The organism is Pseudomonas sp. JY-Q (assembly GCF_001655295.1).
Classification (GTDB): Bacteria; Pseudomonadota; Gammaproteobacteria; order Pseudomonadales; family Pseudomonadaceae; genus Aquipseudomonas; species Aquipseudomonas alloputida.
In genome coordinates this window covers 2,728,426-2,745,007 of the sequence record NZ_CP011525.1, presented here as the reverse complement: position 1 = coordinate 2,745,007, position 16,582 = coordinate 2,728,426, and the positions used below count along the sequence as shown (strand labels likewise).

Here is a 16,582-nt window from a genome sequence, read left to right as displayed (position 1 = left end):
TCAGCCGCGCAACTGCTTGAGCTTGCGATACAGCGTCGCCCGGCTGATACCCAGTGCCTCGGCGGCGGCCGAGACGTTGCCCTGGTGGCGCGCCAGAGCACCGCGGATCTGTTCCAGTTCACTGTCCTTGAGGCTGCCGGAGGGCGCTGCGCTGCTGGCGAGTTCGTCCAGCAGGCAGTCGGTAAGGTGATCGAGTGTCAGCACCTGCTCGCCATCCTCGCGCATGGCCAGGGCGGTGCGCACCACCATTTCCAGCTGGCGGATGTTGCCAGGCCAGTCGAAGCCTTCGAGCAACGCGGTCAACGCCGGGTCGAGGGTTACGCCACGCGCATCAGCCTTGTCCAGCAGGCCCTGGATGATCGCCGCCAGGTCATCACGTTCGCGCAGGGCCGGCAGGCGCAGCGACACGCCGTTGACCCGGTAGAACAGGTCTTCACGGAAGTGTTGTTCCTGCACCAGGCGCTTGAGGTCGCGGTGGGTGGCGCAGATCAGCGCCACGTCGATGTCCTGCTCGTCACCCGCCCCCAAGGGTGCTACGCGGCGCTCCTGCAGCACCCGCAGCAGGCGTGCTTGCAGGGCCAGCGGCATGTCGCCGATTTCGTCGAGGAACAGCGTGCCACCATGGGCCTGCATCAGCCGCCCGACCATGCCACCCCGGCGCGAACCGGTGAAGGCGCCCTCGCGATAGCCGAACAGCTCGGACTCGATGAGCCCTTCGGGAATGGCCGCGCAGTTGACTGCCACAAACGGTTTGTCGGCACGCGGGCTGGCCTGGTGCAAGGCCCGAGCGACCACTTCCTTGCCGGTACCGGTTTCGCCCAGCAGCAACACTGGCAAACCATTGCCAAGCCCCTGGCGAGCCATGCGCAGGTTGCGCGCCAGGCGTTGATCACCTCCGGCCAGAGCATCGAGTGCCGGCGACTGTTTGCTCAAGGCCGGCTTGCCAGGTGGTGTGCTGGGGCTGACCCGACCATGGCGCGGCAGCTGTAGGGCACGGAAATAGAACTCGCCCTTGGCGGTCTGCACGCTGCTCACCCCGCCCTGCCACAGGCGAGCGATAAAGGCCGGGGAACGTTCGCCCAGCAGGTCGGTGCTACGCCGCCCAATCAGTTCGTGACGCGGCACCTGCAACAGCTGGCAGGCACTGTCGTTGGCAGCCAGCACTTCGCCGTCCAGGCTCAGGGCCAACAGGCCGTGCCAGGCACTGTTGAGGTACTGCGGGCGGCTGTGGAAGGCCAGCACCAGCTGGTCCGGGTGGCACAGGCCAAACAGGCGGCTTTCAATGTTGCCGGCTGCCAGCATCAGGGTCGACAGGCTGTCCTGCGGTTGCGCCATCACCCCTTCGCGGGTGATGTCGAGCACGCCGATCACCTCGCCGCGCGGGTCGCGCAGCGGCACGGAAGTACAGGAGAACGGGCTCAGGCGGTCAAGGTAATGTTCGCCGCAGTTGATCAGCGTCGGCCGGCCTTCGACCACGGCCGTGCCGATGGCATTGGTGCCACGCAGCGATTCGCTCCAGCAACTGCCCGGGTGCAGATCGCGCAGGCCTTCGCGTTGCAGCACGTGCTTCTGGCCTTCGATGGCCAGCACGTTGGCCTGGGCATCGCCGAGGATGACGATGCCAGCCTTGCCCTGGCGCGCGACCAGGTAGTCGAGTTCGGGGGTAACGGCATCGATCAGCAGGCGGTTGCGCTCCAGCAGCAGGCGCAGGTCATGGCCCTGTTCCAGGCCCAGGCCGACCTGCTCGCCCTGCAGGCAGTCCAGGCCGTGGCCCAGGCTGCGGCGCCAGGAGGCGTCGATCTCGTCGCGCAGCATGCCCAGCGGTAGTTCGCCTTCGCTGGCCAGCTTCAGGCGGGCCTCGCGGGATTCGTGCAGCGGGTCGTGGGCGTTTGTTATAAGTTGTCGCGCCATTTTCTACTCCGGCTGTGCCCCGCGATGTGACGGGGTACGGGCTTGGGAATTTTCCGCAGTGTGCGGGAGAAATGGCTGGGCGTCATCTGGTTGGTGAATGCGTCGTGGCTGGGGCATGGCGCGCGGTTTGAGTGGAGGCCCCCGGGTATCGGCGTCAATCAAATGATGGTGTTGCCTGCACCGGCCGCTTCGCGGGTAAACCCGCTCCTACAGAGCTTGCGCCAAACTTGATACCCGTGCAATCCCGATCAAACCAGGCGCTCCCACCGTTGGAAGAGATCGTCATTCCATCAACCAAACTTAGCCTACGACGAAAACACTGAGCTCGTATTCGGTCGCTTAGCTAAAACGGGATCATAAAATTCTGGATGAGTGGAGCGTACCACTTCACTAATGAGTCGCCTGAGGGTAGTCTGCGCGCTGTTATCATCAACATATTTCAGCCGACTCAGCGCAACGCGCCCGCCCCACTCACTCAAGCCACCTCCACCATTTAAGACCTTGTACTCAATCGCACTTATCAGCAGGTCATCAGAAATTTGAGTTTCACTTTTCACACCTTGTCTCCGCGCCTGTGCAACCATGTTTTTCGCAAACTCCCCCGCGCGCGGCATTTCGCGTTTTTTGCTTATCCAAAACATCTCGGGCACCGCCCCCCCTGACGTCTCCCTACCAGCCATTTTCAAGTAAAGTGGATGGCTGCCATTAACCGGTATCGTGTCAACAAGCGCCGACATAGCGGACAGCGTCGTGGGCGTGGGCTTTGGCGCACGTTGAATAGCATGCGACCGCCAGCTTACACCGTAAGGTTGCCGAGATGTCCAAGGGGAAGGTATGACTGGCACTTTCATTCGCCCGTCAGTGTCGAGATAATTAATCGGATCTCCCTCACAATATGCGTACGCATTGATCCCACCCGCGCCAAATGGACTTATCACGTCAGGTGAAAAAAAACGCATCAACATCGAACTGTAGGCACGCACCCCACTACCAAGTAGATCGCATTCAGATGCCACATCTCGATGCTCACCATTATAACCAAGGAGTGATTCTCTGGAGGCAGCCTGATCAAACCCATAAGGGCTATAGCATCGCGTGCTTCGGGCCCGAAGTATGGAATTTTGTCGATCTGCAGCCAGAAGCAAATGCGTTTCTTCGCAGATCTCTCCCAATACCAAATTAACACCAGCAAACACACTGCAAGCCTTATCCGTACTCACCTTGGCAGCTAATCGCTGCCCCTTGTAAAAAAATTAAACATTGCCTATCCCATTCTCAACCAACCTTTACTGAACAATGGCCTACTCCAACACAGGCGCAACTATCAAAAATATCAGGTCGAAGATAAATCGCCTGCACGGTATCTTCGCTAACAAACCCGCGCCAAGTCCGAGGCAGCGTCAGTTCATAGGAACTGGCTTGCCCGCGAAGACACCTTAGAACCTGATCACTTGCTGCTGATTCTGGCTCAAGAAGGGGTCTCGTTCATCGAAAACTCGGCGAGTATTTGCTTCTTCGCGAATTCAATAGACGATGGCCGAAGCCTGGCACTTCAGGCCGCTGCACTACCGCCAATTCATCGGATGTCAACTGTCAAATTTATCAGTCGCTGAAAATGAATTTCTCGAACATACTCCAAAAAAACCATGGTAAATCTCGATGAGCAGTCAACGTCACCTCCTGCACTTCTACATGCATACGCACTTACACTCGGTGCTGACAAGCGCTGCCAGCGCTACGTTCTTCCGTGACAGCTCCGTAGTACTGGCCGAATTATTGTGTGAAGCCAATCAGACAGCGACCACGCTTGTAGGCTCTGACATGGCCAGATCACCCATAACCCGCAGTACGAAAAGCACCTCCTTACCGCAGGCTTACACCTCATACGGCTACGAGCAACCGCCAGAGCCCACGCTCAAATTAACGGGTTTTACCGGCCAACCCCGATCAGTGTCTGCGAATTTATACCTGATGGGCAGTGGACGCCGTGCCTATAATACTGTCCTCATGCGCTTCTGTTCCCCTGACGATCTGAGTCCATTTTCGAAAGGCGGAGTCAATGCTTACGCTTACTGCAACAACGACCCCACAAATTACTCAGATCAATCGGGGCGTGTCCCGGTAGCGAACCAAATCGCCACCAAAAGTTCTACACTCGTAAATAAGATACAGCCGGCAAGCAAAACCATAACAAAAACAATTCCCAGGCATGACCTGGAGTTTGATTTTGTCGAAGAACTTATGTCTAGAAAGCCCTCTCACAATACCAGCAAAGTAGACCGAGCAGGCACTGGGGTCGACACAGTTAAAAATTTAACAACCGACCAAATCGAATCCACATTCAGACCAGAAATTCCGCAAAAAAATGCACACTCCGACATAAACACCTCAGTGCTAACTCCTATTACACCCACTGAGGTAGACTTCCTCGTATCCTATCAAAAAACTGTACCAGAACAGATTTCAATCACAGGACTTGACGCTTGGGTGGCTGCTCGAATACTCAATCTAAGACCTAAAGCCTCTCAGAGGCATGCCGGCCTATCCTACGATGACGCAAACAAAGTAACCCTGAGCCTAAACGCCCAATTAGGCTTGCTTCGAAGAACAACCTAGCCCTTCACTGACCCTATTCTAGCCCAGCCGAATGAAACGTCATATATCGCCCCGACCACCGCATCCAGGACCTGCTACTGAGCCAGCAGCAGATCCTCCTGGCGAACGACCAACTCTATAATTTACCTTAAACTTCAGTGACCAAGTGACTTACGCAGCCTAAGGCTAATATCATGCCCGCTTAAAGGCCCTTATCATTCATCAAGGCTGCTGATTCTGGCTCAAGAACTTGCCCACTGTGGCCTTGCCATCAGCTGGATTCCCCGCCACCTGCCACAACCGCCGCTCGATCCCCTGCGCCAGCAAGTGCCCCACCGCCGATTCAATCGCCGACAGCACGCACAACTGCGCCGGTTCATTGGTGGTCTACCCGACCTCGGCCTCCAGCAGCTTCTTGAACTCGATGAACTTAATCACCCCTGCACTGCGGCCGACCGAGTAGAGGGTCTTGCTGGTCATCACAATGGCCAGACACCTCAAGATCTTGCGATGGCGCACTCTTTCAAGGTGATCGGTGAGGCCTGGACGAAAACGCCGGAGCGATTCCCTATCAATCCGCCCCCTCTCATTCGGGGACCGTCCCCCTCGCGGGCCATACTTACCAGATCCTCTTTGAGCGCCGGAGGCGATATTAGGTAAAACTGTGAGAGCCACTGGCATGGATTAACCCGCCGTTACACACCCCAACAGTATATGTCAACTGTTAAAAATAACGATTGCGCCCCCTATTCACTAATCTATATATACCTACAATATTAAACAAACCAGGAGCAATGATCGATGCTACGCTATACCCCCTATGGTTGGCACATGGCGGCTGACCACTCAACCCTCGCATTCAACGATCAAGCGTTCGATAAAGCATCCGATGGGTATTTACTCGGGAATGGTCGGCGCGGATACAAGCCGCGTTTGATGCGCTTTTGTTCGCCGGACAACTTAAGTCCATTTCAATCAGGCGGCATCAACAGCTACGCCTACTGCCAAGGAGATCCGATCAACTTTGTTGACCCAAGCGGCCATACGGGCGTTAAGCCACCACACCAAATTCTGGCCGCGCGAGAATTACCGCCTCCGCCACAACTAAACATTCCAAGAGCATTGAAACAGCGGTCACCCCAATTAATGTTTGATGATTACCTAAAACTATTAAACAACAAAAAACCAAGCTTCTATACCATGGAGAGTCTCGAGAGACTCAAGGGACCACACACAGATGTCATGATCCGACATTCGGCACGTGATGCTTACGCTTCGCGTAGCAGCAAAAATTTTAGCCACCTGGTAATAAAGGAGCACCGAGACCGCTTAATATTAGCAGGCATCGACGAAGTTACACTACAGCAACAATCCCAAGCCAGAAAGGCGATAAACCTTGGCATACCCCCGAGAAAACCTGAAATCCTACCACTGTACCGTGGATTACTTGAGATCCGTAACTTATATGAGCCCCCTACAGTGGGTTACCCTACTCTACTCAGCGGGCCAAGTGCGCTTCACGGGCGCAACTATCAGGAGCAGGTAAAAATACTAAGAAACAGAACGATAGCCTAGCCGGTAGCTTATGCTGTTGCCTGCATCGAAAAAGCTAACGTCTCGAGATGCTTTAGGGAAACTCCAATCAAGTTGCCCGAGACCTGAAATTCGCAATGTTTTGAAGCAAGTTCAGCACAGGTCAGGCGGCCTGTGCTGAATTGATCAGAGCCTCCCGAACAGTCAATCAGGCTGCTGATTCTGGCTCAAGAACTTGTCCACCGTGGCCTTGCCATCAGCTGGATCCCCCGCCACCTGCCACAACCGCCGCTCGATCCCCTGCGCCAGCAAGTGCCCCACCGCCGATTCAATCGCCGACAGCACGCACAACTGCGCCGGTTCATTGGTGGTATACCCCACCTCGGCTTCCAGCAGCTTCTTGAACTCGATGAACTTGAACACGCCGGCACTGCGCCCTACCGAGTAGATGGTCTTGCTGGTCATCACGTTGGCCAGCACCTGCCCGGTGCGCACGTCCACAGCGCGCAGGTTGACGGTGACCTGGTCCACCCGGTACTCGCGGGAGATGTCGATGCCTAGGTAGCGGGCGCCTTCGCCACCGCTGCGCACGTTGGTGTCGGTTGGGCCTCATCTGGTTGATGGAGCCCGTTAGGGTTGAGCAAGGAAGATAAACACTGAGTTACAAATATCAGAAGCTTCCTACTTGGCGCCAAATCATCAACACCCCGTTTATTTCCATCCCTCCACGGCGCTCGTACCCTTCCAGTACACCCTCACCCTGAACGCTACTCCACGTTGCAGCGCCCACAGGGCTGTGCCCCGCGCATCAAGGACATGCCATGTACCGACAATCCGATCTGCGCTTCAGCTTCCAGCCCTTGGCCGGTGATCATGAATTCGAGGTAGTTTCATTCGAACTTGACGAAGCCATCAGCGCACCCTTCCAGCTGAGGCTGGAATTGATCAGTCACGAGGATGACGCCGACTTCGGTAATTTGCTCGATAAACCGGCGCTGTTCACTATTTGGAAAGGGCAGCGCCCACTGCGCTTCGTGCACGGTCTGATCAGCACGTTCAGCCAGGGCGAAACCGGCTTTTACCGCACTCGTTACCACGCCTTGGTCGAGCCGACGCTGGCCCGGGCTGAGTTGCGTTCAAACTGGCGCATCTTCCAGCAAAAAACCGTACCGCAAATCCTTGAACTGATGCTGCAGCGTCAAGGCATCAGCCGTTATGAAATCAGGAGCATCGGTGAGCACCAGGTACGCGAGTTCTGTGTGCAGGCCGGTGAAACCGACCTCCATTTCATCGCCCGCCTGGCGGGCGAAGAGGGTTTCGTCTATTGCTTCGAGCACACGCCGAATCACCATCAACTGGTCATCACCGACCGGCTACTGACGCTGGGACAGATCAGCCGATGGGCAACAACTGCCGATGAAGACAATGAAGGCTTTTTCGAACAGGACGAGGTCGGTCCCGACCAGGTACTGTACCGGGCCATGGGCGGTGGCGATCAGGCCAGGCCTTGCCTGAAGCGCCTGCATTACAGCGAACAGGTTCGTACTGCGCGGCAGGTGCAACGTGACTACACCTTTACTAACCCACAGTATCGGCAGGAACACCGAGCATCCGACAGTCGTATCACCCATCAGTCCCGGAACTATGAGCGTTTCGACTACCCCGGCCGTTACAAGCGTGATGCGGTTGGCGTGCCCTTCACAGCCAACCGTCTCACCGCCCTGCGTCATGATGCCTGCATTGCGGAGGTTGAAGGCGACGATGTACGGCTGCAGCCAGGCCTGAGTTTCACCCTTGTCGAACATCCCCGCAAAGATCTCAACGCACACTGGCGCGTGATGCGTGTGCACCATGAAGGCAGCCAATTCACCAGTCTGCAGGAAGAAGCAAGCGGTGCCGATCAGAGTACACGCTACACACAGGAAGCCGTGCTGGTGCCCGGCCGAATCGAATGGCGACCCGCACCGCTGGACAGGCCTCGTATCGATGGCCCACAGATGGCTACCGTTGTCGGTCCAACCGGCGAAGAGATCTATTGCGACGAATGGGGGCGGGTCAAGGTCAGCTTCCCATGGGATCGGGAAAGCAACAACAATGAGTTCAGCTCCTGCTGGGTACGCGTGTCGCAAGGCTGGGCCGGGGGCAGCTGGGGCTCGATGGCCATCCCGCGCATCGGCCAGGATGTGATCATCCAATACGTCAACGCCGACCCCGACCAACCAATGATCACCGGACGCACCTACTGCGGGGATCAACTGCCGCCCTATGACCTGCCGGAACACAAGACCCGCATGACCATCAAGAGCCAGACCCACAAGGGCATTGGCTTCAACGAATTGCGATTCGAAGATGAACTGGGTCGCCAAGAAGTGTTCATGCATGCAGAAAGGGATATGAACACCAAGGTCAAGCACGACCAGACCCTCAATGTCGGTAACGACCGCGCCACTGCAACAGGCCGGGACCACACCACCAGCATTGCGCGTGACGAATCAATCGAAACAGGCCGGGACCGCCGCGATCATGTTCACCAGGACCGTTTCACCAGGATCGACCGCAACGACATCCACACGGTCGGTAACTCAAGCCGCACCAAGATCACCGCCGACCACAGCCTGAACATCGGCGGCGACCAGTCACTTGTCATCGAAGGCACGCGTGCCATTGAGGCCCGCACGGCGCAACGCCTGTTGACCCGGGCGTACATGCTTCAGGGTACGGAACGGATCCACATCCGTGGTCCGAGCGGCAAGATCATTTTCGATGCCGACGGCATCACCATCGAAGCGCCCAACATCCGCTTCAAAGGCAACGTCACCTACCAGACACCGGTACAGGCCCAACTCGATGCCATCGAAGCCGCTGTCCGCGAGGGCTCGCCGCTGATCGAAGAGTGCCCTTTTGCCGGTGAGGATGACGCATGAGCCTGCACCGCCAACTAACTGAGGGAAGCCTGTGCACGGGGACCGTGAACGCAAGCCTGTTCGTGCTTGCCGAAGCGTCGGCCAATCCGGACCTGCTGGGTAGGCTGGAGTTTCATGCCAGCCAACACCACAGCCTTTGGTATCTGGAATATGACGCCGGGTTGGAGAGGCATGCCCCAATACTCTTCCAACTGATCGCGGGCAGCGAAGTGGACGCGTGGCTAGGCGCACTGAAGGGGCGTTTCACCGGTACCGTGATCGAGGCCGCCTTGCCCCTTGAAGCGCTCGCACGGCACCTGCGCCGCTTTGGCAAAGCTCAGGCAGGACGACGTCGTTATTTTTTGAGGCTTGGTGACCCCCAATCATTAAGCCTGTACGTCGCCTCACTGACCTACCGCCCAGACATCCTGGGCCGGCTGTTCGACAACGGACGGGTACGCAGGCTCTACTTCCACGATGCGCGCACCGGGCTTGCGCTCGGCGCACAGCCGCTGTTTGAGCAAGCAGAACATGGCAGCGAACGGGAGGGCTGCCTGGCTTGGCTGCCACTGCGCCATGAGGTGTCGGGATGATTCTGCAAAGTCTGGATCTGGATGCACTACAAGGGGCGGTACTGTGGTCAACCAACCGCAGGCTGTCTGACTTCCTGCTAGAGACGTTGAATGGTTCGCTTCCACGCTTTCATACCCGCGGCGAGGATGTTCCTCCCTTCGTAGCCAAAGCGGGGGCGCTCGTCAGCAAAAACGGTTACACCTGCGGCAAGGAGTACAGCTTGCTCGTGCTCAGCCATTTATTGTTAGGCTTGGGGTGGTGGGCCGATCCCGCGTGCGAATCGGTGTGGTCAATCAGACAAGCACCTGGCCTCACCCAGAATGAGCAACTTGACCTGCTGACCATGCAGGCGGCAAATCACCGTTCACGGTGGGAGCGTCAGCTTACCCCCATGCACGACATCACACTGGGGATGTTGCGCTGGACCGACGACGACCGCGACCAAGACCGCCGGTGGCGATCGCTGGAACAACTGATGGCCCTGCGTGGCGTACCTGAAGACGCATATCATGCGTGCTATTGCCGCTATGAGTCGGATGCCTGCAGCCGCTATGCGCTGCCCGTCATCGACCACGTGGAGCTTAACGGAAACGAAATCCGCGCCTATCGCTATTACGGCAAACGGCTACCGCAGCCCTCCGACGACCTGCACAAGCTGTCCCAATTGTCCCGCAACCGAGTGCTGCTGCATGTCCTCCTGGCCATAGCATTCGGTCGTTACTTCTTCCTCAACCCTTTGTTCACTCCCTGGGTGAAGTCGCTGGAGGCCACCGACTCGCCCAGCGAGCGACGCCACGCGTTGGCAAGTCAACTTGCAGCTCATCAACAGGCACTCAAGGAGCCGAGCCCGCATGTTTGAATCATCTGCTTTACAAGCCTTGAGTCATGCCGCACTCAACGGAGCGCTACCCATTCCTCCAGACATTTGCGTGCCGTGCTCTCTTCCCGGTGCAATGTTTTCGCTCGACGGTGGTGATGGCTGCGACCAGTTACTGGGCATTCCGTCGCAGAACGGCGTTGGCCCCGCTTGGTTTCGCAACAACCCCTGGATCCGCGACCCAGTACGCAATCACCGCGACACCTTCCTCCAGCAAGTGCTGGAACATGCTGGCGATACGCTGGGCAATGCCTGGCTGGCAGATTTTTACGCCTTTGCCGCTCGCGAAAAGCTGCAATTGGTATGCATCGACGATGAAATCCGCCTGGACGAACTGGCCCCGCCAGTACTCGACCACATGGGCAAGCGCGACCAGCAAGGCTTCGGCTTCACCCTGCACAGCAATTTCCTGTTCACCGACCACAAGATCTACTTCGCCACCTTCACCCACGTAGAGTGGCGCGAAGCGCAACGGGAAGAATACATCGACGAGCACGGCACCCAGCGCATCAGTCCACCCTACACCTGGCACACACCCAGCGGCCTTTACCCAATCAACCTGGCCTGCGAACAGCTGGCCCGCCACTATGCCGAAGCCAAGGGCCGCGCACGCCTGTGGCAAGGCGTTATCGGTGCGGGCGAATTCGCCCTCGGGCTTCTGGCAGTCATCCCGGTGATGCGGGGTGTCAAGGGTGCCCTCACCCGCGGCCGCTATGCTTTCGTCGCCCTGGAAGCCGCCCTGGCAGCAGACGCCATGATCGATGGCAGCAGCCGCATGATCACCGGCGAAGGCCTGAGTATCGGCGAGCAGTTCTTCACCGACCTGGCGCGCCTGGCCGACCCAGGCACCGCCGAGGCACGTGGCAAGCAAGTGTTCATGGCCATCAACCTGGCCTTGCTGCTGCCGGCCGCCATGGGCGGCGCCCGCTGGCTGATGCACAAGCTGCGGCCTGGGAGTATCACTACCGTGCACCTGGACAACGCCGCACTGTCGCAAGAAGACGTCCGTCGCCTGGGCAACCGCAGCGCTGGCGAAGTCACCGTACTGGAAACCCGCATCCAGCGCCGCACCCGCGAAGGTGAGCTATCGGTCACTGCCCGCGAACTGCACTCGGTAGACCGCAATGCCAGCCAGGTCGCACTCGACGTGGTCGGCGGCAAGGCCGACTACGCCTTCATGGCCACCACCCTGCGTGACCGGCTGGTGGCACTGATCCAGCACAGCGTCGGCCCAGTGCGTATGGGCGGTAGCCTGACCCGCGTCGTCGCCGATGCCGGCGAAGAAGCCTTGGCAGCGGCCCTGGTCAGTCACTGGAAGGTCAAGCCCGAAAACATCCTCGGCATGAGTACCCACCCCTCCCGGCCCAGCCAGTTCGGCTTGAAGAACAAGAGCGACCAAGGCATCGACATGCTGGTGTACGTACCGCCTCCGCCTTCGATGACGGTACGAAATCCGACGACGCAGGAAATGCGCCATCACATTGATGGGCTGAAAGGCACGGCGCCGCTGAACGAGCTGAAGTTCGAGGCGGGGACGTTGTTGGTGATAGAAGTGAAGACGACCCTTGGAAAAAGCAGGACGCCTGGATTCCTGAACACACAAATGGCCGGCGGAAGTGCGAATGTGGAGCGTATACAAAGATTGATAGCACGAAGGAAGGGAGGCTGGAACATCGACAACCTGAAGGTAGCAATGCCTGAGATTGCAGCCAAAGCAACACATCTGCGCAATGCAATGAGCAGCGGAAAAATCTCATACCTTCACGCGCAGGTGTTTCTTGCTCCTAGCGGACAGCTAAACAAGGTTGCGGGCAACTCGACCGGAATTCAGATAAATACCTGGTGACGAAAATGGCATCAACCTCTAGATCTCGACTAACCAGTAGCCTCAGAAACATTCGCGATTGGGCATCATCTGACGCATCACTTGAAAGACGCAGAATCACTGATTACATACAAGGGAATGACAGCATCGCTATTGCCGCCGACGAAGTATTCAGGCTCGGCATGAATAGCATAGGAGACAGTCTACTCCAAGCCGCTGAAAACCCATACGCGAAAGCGCCCCAAACACTGGCTACGGGCATATTGAGGCTATTAGTAGGAAACAGCGTAATCATCGAGAATCTTAAAGGCACTTCCCGAACCGGCCTTGATGATCTGGATGGCATCACCCATGTAATGCTATGCGCCCTGGCAACCGGACAATTTACGGTGGTAGTACCTTGCCATGATGCAGTCTTCTCCGGCATTAACAATGGCTACGGTGTGAGAGATGGTCACAATCCACCGATTGGCACCACGCTACGTTACGCCGCCTTTGGCCTGAGCATCATCGGCGACTGGCTAGACAAACCGCTAGACCTCGACAAACACGCCCTGCCCCGCGACCCTGCCTGGGGCCAGCTGGTCGCTCACTGGCGCGAGCCCGACCCCGACAAGCTGATGCCGATGCTGGTCACCGCCTGCGATACCCACGTTGAACGCATCGCCCTGACTTCCCGCGAACTCGACTCCGGCAGCTTCGAATTCGGCTCGCCCTTTGAAGCCGTCTACCCTGCCGAAATCCTCGCCATTCTCAACCTGCGGCGCTCGATGGGCCTGCCAAACCCTTCCATCGACCACCCACTGATGAAGACGCCCTACGCTCAGCTGACCTGCCCGCCAGGCATGCGCTTCGAGCCGGATGAGTTACTGATGCGTTTCCTGGCTGCGGCCTGCAAGTATGATCCCGATGCCGTACCGGCTGGGCTTTACGAAGCCGTCGTGCAGAACAGTGCAGAGGATTGAGCGATGTCCAGAAAAGGCGCAATTCGCAAAGGCGACCCTCACAGTGGCGGAGGCCGGATGGGGGAAGGAAGCGGGATGGTTGTCAACGGGCGGCCGCAATGCATCCTTGGTGATCATGCGCCCTGCCCGCTTCATGGTGGGACATTTGCACTGGTATCTGGCGGTGATCGTGGTGTGCTGTGCAACGGTATTGCGTTGGTGTTCGAGCCGGCAGAGCTTGCGTGTGGATGCAGGGTTTCATCCACCTGCTCGGGACCTTACGCCAAAGATGAATGAGCGCGCAGCGGATCTTCGGGGCTTGTTCCACACATTGGTTTCGGGCCAATTAATCTTTTGCCAATGCGCCCTCACCTGACAATCAGCGGAGCAACCCTCGATATCGGATCGGACAAACGAGGCGGATAAAGATAACCACACAGAAGTGGCCGGACCGAAACAAGTGTGTGCGGGCTTGCCGCGCGGGCGGCATTCGATCTTACAGGCGCCCAATCCCGATCGCCAAGCACCTGGACGCCCCGCCCTCAGTCCTGCACCGCATTCCCGCGCCCGGCCAACGGTTGCCTCTCAACCCCATCCAGCAACGCCTCCACCACCGCCTTGGCCGAATCCAACCCATGGTCATTGCTCAACAGCAGATCACGGCAGGTGCCCTTGGCCAGTTCCAGCGCCTTGAGGTTGGTCGCAAACGCCCCTTTCAGCAGCGTGGACAGGTGCACCAGCGCATCTTCGTAATCCACGCCCGAACGAACGGCGAACAACGGTGGATGGCTGCATTATCGCGACACAAGGCCCACACATCGACCGCGCAGGTGCCGTTGAATCTGCTTCAAGGCTGCTGATTCTGGCTCAAGAACTTGTCCACCGTGGCCTTGCCATCAGCTGGATCCCCCGCCACCTGCCACAACCGCCGCTCGATCCCCTGCGCCAGCAAGTGCCCCACCGCCGATTCAATCGCCGACAGCACGCACAACTGCGCCGGTTCATTGGTGGTATACCCCACCTCGGCTTCCAGCAGCTTCTTGAACTCGATGAACTTGAACACGCCGGCACTGCGCCCTACCGAGTAGATGGTCTTGCTGGTCATCACGTTGGCCAGCACCTGCCCGGTGCGCACGTCCACAGCGCGCAGGTTGACGGTGACCTGGTCCACCCGGTACTCGCGGGAGATGTCGATGCCCAGGTAGCGGGCGCCTTCGCCGCCGCTGCGCACGTTGGTGTCGTAGGCAATGATGCCGCCCTCCAACATCAGGTTGGCGGCCTGCAACGGTGGCAGCTCGCCCATGATGTTTTCCGCCACATCAGGCTTTTTCTGCGATGCGCGGATGATCTTGCGCTCGGTCAGCAGGTTCTGCAGCCCTTCACGCTCCAGCACCACGAACCAGCCGCTGGCACTCAGGGCGTCCATCAACATGCTGGCCGCGCCTTGGGTGACGCTGGTGGAGAACGAGCTGGCCGGGGTCGGCTTGTACTGCCCGGTCTGGTCGCGGAAGCCATACACCACGGCCATCAGCCGGCCTTTGGGCCGTGGCATGTTGATCAGGTCGTAGTAGGTCGAGGCCCGAGGGGTCAGGGTCGGGGTTTCCGAGTCCTGTTCGGCCGACATGGGTTCGCGCAGGCTGCAACCACTTTGCAGGCCCAGGGCGGTGAGGATCAGCAGCGCGCTCAGCAGACGTTTCATGGTGTTCTCTCCCCAACATAAAAGCCCTTCCCTCTCAGGGGTTCAGGCCGCTGACCTCAATGATCGAAATTTCTCCTGTGGCACGATCGGTGACCTTGATGCTCAAGGCCCCGGAATCGTCGATGACGTCGATGAGAAACGCATCGGTCGCCATGCTGCCGGTGTTGCCGTTACTGATGTTGTCCAGCAACTGCGACAACATCCGCGACTCCAGCTGGTTGCTGAAGCGCTCAAGGGCCGTGGTGCCGGTAAAGGCCGAGGCGCGGTCCTTGAGGTCCGGGTCGTCGTAGTCGTTCTGCGCCTGGGCGTTGTTCAGCAGCCAGGTGCCGTTCAACGGGTTGCCGCCAAAGGCCGGGTTGACCGGGGTGTACACCAGCTCGGTGGCCTGGGCAGCACAGGCGCTGGCCAGCAGGCAGGCGGCAATGCAACGGGGTATGCGGTGGTTCATAGCTCGTCCCTCTCCAAGTCGGTGGTGTCCTGTAGCAGGCGTTGCAGCTTGCGTTGAATGATCTGCTGCTTGACCAGGTCGGCAGCGGCGACGGCCTCGTCTTTGAGCTCGGTGGTATTGGGTGGCAGGAAGCGGCGGTACACCACTTCACGCTCGAACTCCACCGTCACCAGGCTGCCCCAGCGGGCATCGGGGCGTTCGCGTACCACCAGGTTGAAGTCCAGACGGCTGGTGGCACGCAGGCGGTCGGCGAAGTAGTAGTAAAAGTCGTGGCCAATGTGCGAGATGGTGTTGTCGACGATAAAACCCTGCATCTCGTCTTCAGCACCCGCCTTGGCGCAGGTAGTCACCCCAGCCATCAGCAGCAGGCTCAGGCACAGCGCAGTCAGGCGCTTCATGGCGTGTCTCCCGGGCCCGCATTCGTCTGCACACCGCGTGCACTTTCGGTAAAGGCCTGCTCGGCGACGAACTGCCAGTCGCTGTAGTGCTCCATCCCCTCGAACCCGCTCCATTCGGCGCTGAAGCCACTGCGCTTGAAAGGGGTGGCGTCCGAACGGCTGTAAACGCCAGTGATACGGCCGTCGATCGAGCGCAGCAGGCCCCATTCGTCGCTGTTGCTGATCGGGTCAGGGTAAAGCCTGCGGATGTGCCGTTTGGCCTGCGGAAAACGGTTGTCCTGCAGCAGGTCGGCCAGGTCTTGCGGGTACTGGGCCAGCCCGGGGGATGCGCGGTAGTAGCTGCGCAGGGCCTGGGCGTACTGGCTGCCGACCCACAGCAACTGGCGTTCGCGGTCGCGCTGGGCGGCGCTCGCCCAGATCGTGCCGGTGGCCGCCAGGGCCACGCTGCTGACCGCAATCAGCAGCAGCACACCCAGGTAGGTGAAGCCGCCGTTGGCCTTACCATTCAGCGAAGAGGCTGCCATCACGCGCCCTCCCTGTGGCACCGCTCTTGATATCGGCCACGCCGCCCGCCACGCCCTCGGGGGGCGGTACCAGCTGCCAGGCATCACTGCGCTCGGTGATCGGGTCGACCGGTGTGTTGCGCAGGTAACGTTGCTCCACCAGTTGTTCCAGCGAATCGGGGTAGTGGCCGGTATCACCGTAGTAGTGGTCCAGCGCCTCGCGTAGCACTGCCAGGCTCTGACGCAGGGTGGCCTCGCGCGAGCTTTCCAGGCTGTTGAAGTAGCGCGGCATGGCGATGGTCATCAGCGTGGCGATGATCGCCATCACCACCAGCAGTTCGATCAGGGTGAAGCCTTTGCTGCGTTTCATGGC

Annotated in this window: 16 protein-coding genes and 2 pseudogenes; 8 read left to right on the top strand and 10 right to left on the bottom strand. The window is 58.7% G+C overall.

The window, feature by feature from the left end; genetic code table 11:
* Both AA098_RS12430 and AA098_RS28390 read right to left on the bottom strand, forming a co-directional pair.
* Entirely contained in the window at positions 1-1,911 is a 1,911-nt protein-coding gene (locus AA098_RS12430; protein WP_014859944.1) for a sigma-54-dependent Fis family transcriptional regulator, read from the bottom strand.
* Positions 1,912-2,216: 305 nt separating this feature from the next.
* A complete protein-coding gene (locus AA098_RS28390) occupies positions 2,217-3,107 on the bottom strand; it encodes an RHS repeat-associated core domain-containing protein (RefSeq protein ID WP_177342674.1) in 891 nt (296 codons plus the stop codon).
* Positions 3,108-3,570: 463 nt separating this feature from the next.
* Here AA098_RS28390 and AA098_RS30190 point away from each other — a divergent pair, with 463 nt between their 5' ends.
* Positions 3,571-4,527, top strand: a complete 957-nt coding sequence (locus AA098_RS30190) for an RHS repeat-associated core domain-containing protein (RefSeq protein WP_082916888.1) — start codon at positions 3,571-3,573, stop codon at positions 4,525-4,527.
* A gap of 201 nt (positions 4,528-4,728) precedes the next feature.
* Here the strand turns inward: AA098_RS30190 and AA098_RS28380 are convergent.
* Positions 4,729-4,998, bottom strand: a pseudogene (locus tag AA098_RS28380) (CsgG/HfaB family protein); the annotation flags it as partial.
* Between the two features lie 309 nt (positions 4,999-5,307).
* Here AA098_RS28380 and AA098_RS30185 point away from each other — a divergent pair.
* On the top strand, positions 5,308-6,081 hold the full coding sequence (locus AA098_RS30185; protein ID WP_082423818.1) for an RHS repeat-associated core domain-containing protein: 774 nt from the start codon (positions 5,308-5,310) through the stop codon (positions 6,079-6,081).
* Between the two features lie 162 nt (positions 6,082-6,243).
* On the opposite strand, the pseudogene AA098_RS12425 reads toward AA098_RS30185, so the two are convergent.
* A pseudogene (locus AA098_RS12425) lies at positions 6,244-6,639 on the bottom strand (CsgG/HfaB family protein); the annotation flags it as partial.
* A gap of 221 nt (positions 6,640-6,860) precedes the next feature.
* Between AA098_RS12425 and AA098_RS12420 the strand changes: the two are divergent.
* From AA098_RS12420 to AA098_RS28370, 6 genes are all read left to right on the top strand, one after another.
* Positions 6,861-8,963 carry a type VI secretion system Vgr family protein gene (locus AA098_RS12420; RefSeq protein WP_004574332.1) on the top strand — a complete coding sequence of 701 codons (2,103 nt, stop codon included), beginning with the start codon at positions 6,861-6,863 and terminating at the stop codon, positions 8,961-8,963.
* Positions 8,960-9,535, top strand: coding sequence for a DUF4123 domain-containing protein (locus tag AA098_RS12415; RefSeq protein WP_003247981.1), 576 nt, complete (start codon positions 8,960-8,962; stop codon positions 9,533-9,535). Before AA098_RS12420 ends, AA098_RS12415 begins: the two co-directional genes overlap by 4 nt.
* Positions 9,532-10,374, top strand: coding sequence for a hypothetical protein (locus tag AA098_RS12410; protein ID WP_003247980.1), 843 nt, complete (start codon positions 9,532-9,534; stop codon positions 10,372-10,374). The genes AA098_RS12415 and AA098_RS12410 overlap by 4 nt, the downstream gene beginning before the upstream one ends.
* A 94-nt stretch (positions 10,375-10,468) precedes the next feature.
* On the top strand, positions 10,469-12,238 hold the full coding sequence (locus AA098_RS12405) for a hypothetical protein (RefSeq protein WP_003247978.1): 1,770 nt from the start codon (positions 10,469-10,471) through the stop codon (positions 12,236-12,238).
* A gap of 422 nt (positions 12,239-12,660) precedes the next feature.
* A complete protein-coding gene (locus tag AA098_RS12400) occupies positions 12,661-13,182 on the top strand; it encodes a hypothetical protein (RefSeq protein WP_227743093.1) in 522 nt (173 codons plus the stop codon).
* Positions 13,183-13,185: 3 nt separating this feature from the next.
* A complete protein-coding gene (locus AA098_RS28370; RefSeq protein WP_004574333.1) occupies positions 13,186-13,458 on the top strand; it encodes a PAAR domain-containing protein in 273 nt (90 codons plus the stop codon).
* Between the two features lie 245 nt (positions 13,459-13,703).
* Here the strand turns inward: AA098_RS28370 and AA098_RS12395 are convergent, their stop codons facing one another.
* The 6 genes from AA098_RS12395 to AA098_RS12370 all read right to left on the bottom strand — a co-directional run bounded on the left by AA098_RS12395 (position 13,704) and on the right by AA098_RS12370 (position 16,579).
* A complete protein-coding gene (locus tag AA098_RS12395) occupies positions 13,704-13,940 on the bottom strand; it encodes a hypothetical protein (RefSeq protein WP_003247974.1) in 237 nt (78 codons plus the stop codon).
* 68 nt (positions 13,941-14,008) lie between these two features.
* Entirely contained in the window at positions 14,009-14,860 is an 852-nt protein-coding gene (locus tag AA098_RS12390) for a CsgG/HfaB family protein (RefSeq protein ID WP_012052154.1), read from the bottom strand.
* Between the two features lie 34 nt (positions 14,861-14,894).
* Positions 14,895-15,308, bottom strand: coding sequence for a curli assembly protein CsgF (locus AA098_RS12385; RefSeq protein WP_003247970.1), 414 nt, complete (start codon positions 15,306-15,308; stop codon positions 14,895-14,897).
* The gene (csgE, locus tag AA098_RS12380) at positions 15,305-15,706 is read right to left on the bottom strand and encodes a curli production assembly/transport protein CsgE (RefSeq protein WP_003247969.1); all 402 of its coding nucleotides are present in this window, start codon (positions 15,704-15,706) and stop codon (positions 15,305-15,307) included. Before csgE ends, AA098_RS12385 begins: the two co-directional genes overlap by 4 nt.
* Positions 15,703-16,230: a type II secretion system protein gene (locus AA098_RS12375; RefSeq protein ID WP_003247967.1), complete on the bottom strand. Its 528-nt coding sequence runs from the start codon at positions 16,228-16,230 to the stop codon at positions 15,703-15,705. The genes csgE and AA098_RS12375 overlap by 4 nt, the downstream gene beginning before the upstream one ends.
* A complete protein-coding gene (locus tag AA098_RS12370) occupies positions 16,205-16,579 on the bottom strand; it encodes a type II secretion system protein (protein ID WP_003247965.1) in 375 nt (124 codons plus the stop codon). The genes AA098_RS12375 and AA098_RS12370 overlap by 26 nt, the downstream gene beginning before the upstream one ends.
* Positions 16,580-16,582: the final 3 nt, after the last annotated feature.

Coding starts and splice junctions, on each gene's coding strand:
- AA098_RS12430 (WP_014859944.1), bottom strand. CDS start 1,911: ATGGCGCGACAACTTATAACAAACGCCCACGACCCGCTGCACGAATCC.
- AA098_RS30190 (WP_082916888.1), top strand. CDS start 3,571: ATGAGCAGTCAACGTCACCTCCTGCACTTCTACATGCATACGCACTTA.
- AA098_RS30185 (WP_082423818.1), top strand. CDS start 5,308: ATGCTACGCTATACCCCCTATGGTTGGCACATGGCGGCTGACCACTCA.
- AA098_RS12420 (WP_004574332.1), top strand. CDS start 6,861: ATGTACCGACAATCCGATCTGCGCTTCAGCTTCCAGCCCTTGGCCGGT.
- AA098_RS12415 (WP_003247981.1), top strand. CDS start 8,960: ATGAGCCTGCACCGCCAACTAACTGAGGGAAGCCTGTGCACGGGGACC.
- AA098_RS12410 (WP_003247980.1), top strand. CDS start 9,532: ATGATTCTGCAAAGTCTGGATCTGGATGCACTACAAGGGGCGGTACTG.
- AA098_RS12405 (WP_003247978.1), top strand. CDS start 10,469: ATGTTTTCGCTCGACGGTGGTGATGGCTGCGACCAGTTACTGGGCATT.
- AA098_RS28370 (WP_004574333.1), top strand. CDS start 13,186: ATGTCCAGAAAAGGCGCAATTCGCAAAGGCGACCCTCACAGTGGCGGA.
- AA098_RS12390 (WP_012052154.1), bottom strand. CDS start 14,860: ATGAAACGTCTGCTGAGCGCGCTGCTGATCCTCACCGCCCTGGGCCTG.
- AA098_RS12385 (WP_003247970.1), bottom strand. CDS start 15,308: ATGAACCACCGCATACCCCGTTGCATTGCCGCCTGCCTGCTGGCCAGC.
- csgE (WP_003247969.1), bottom strand. CDS start 15,706: ATGAAGCGCCTGACTGCGCTGTGCCTGAGCCTGCTGCTGATGGCTGGG.
- AA098_RS12375 (WP_003247967.1), bottom strand. CDS start 16,230: ATGGCAGCCTCTTCGCTGAATGGTAAGGCCAACGGCGGCTTCACCTAC.
- AA098_RS12370 (WP_003247965.1), bottom strand. CDS start 16,579: ATGAAACGCAGCAAAGGCTTCACCCTGATCGAACTGCTGGTGGTGATG.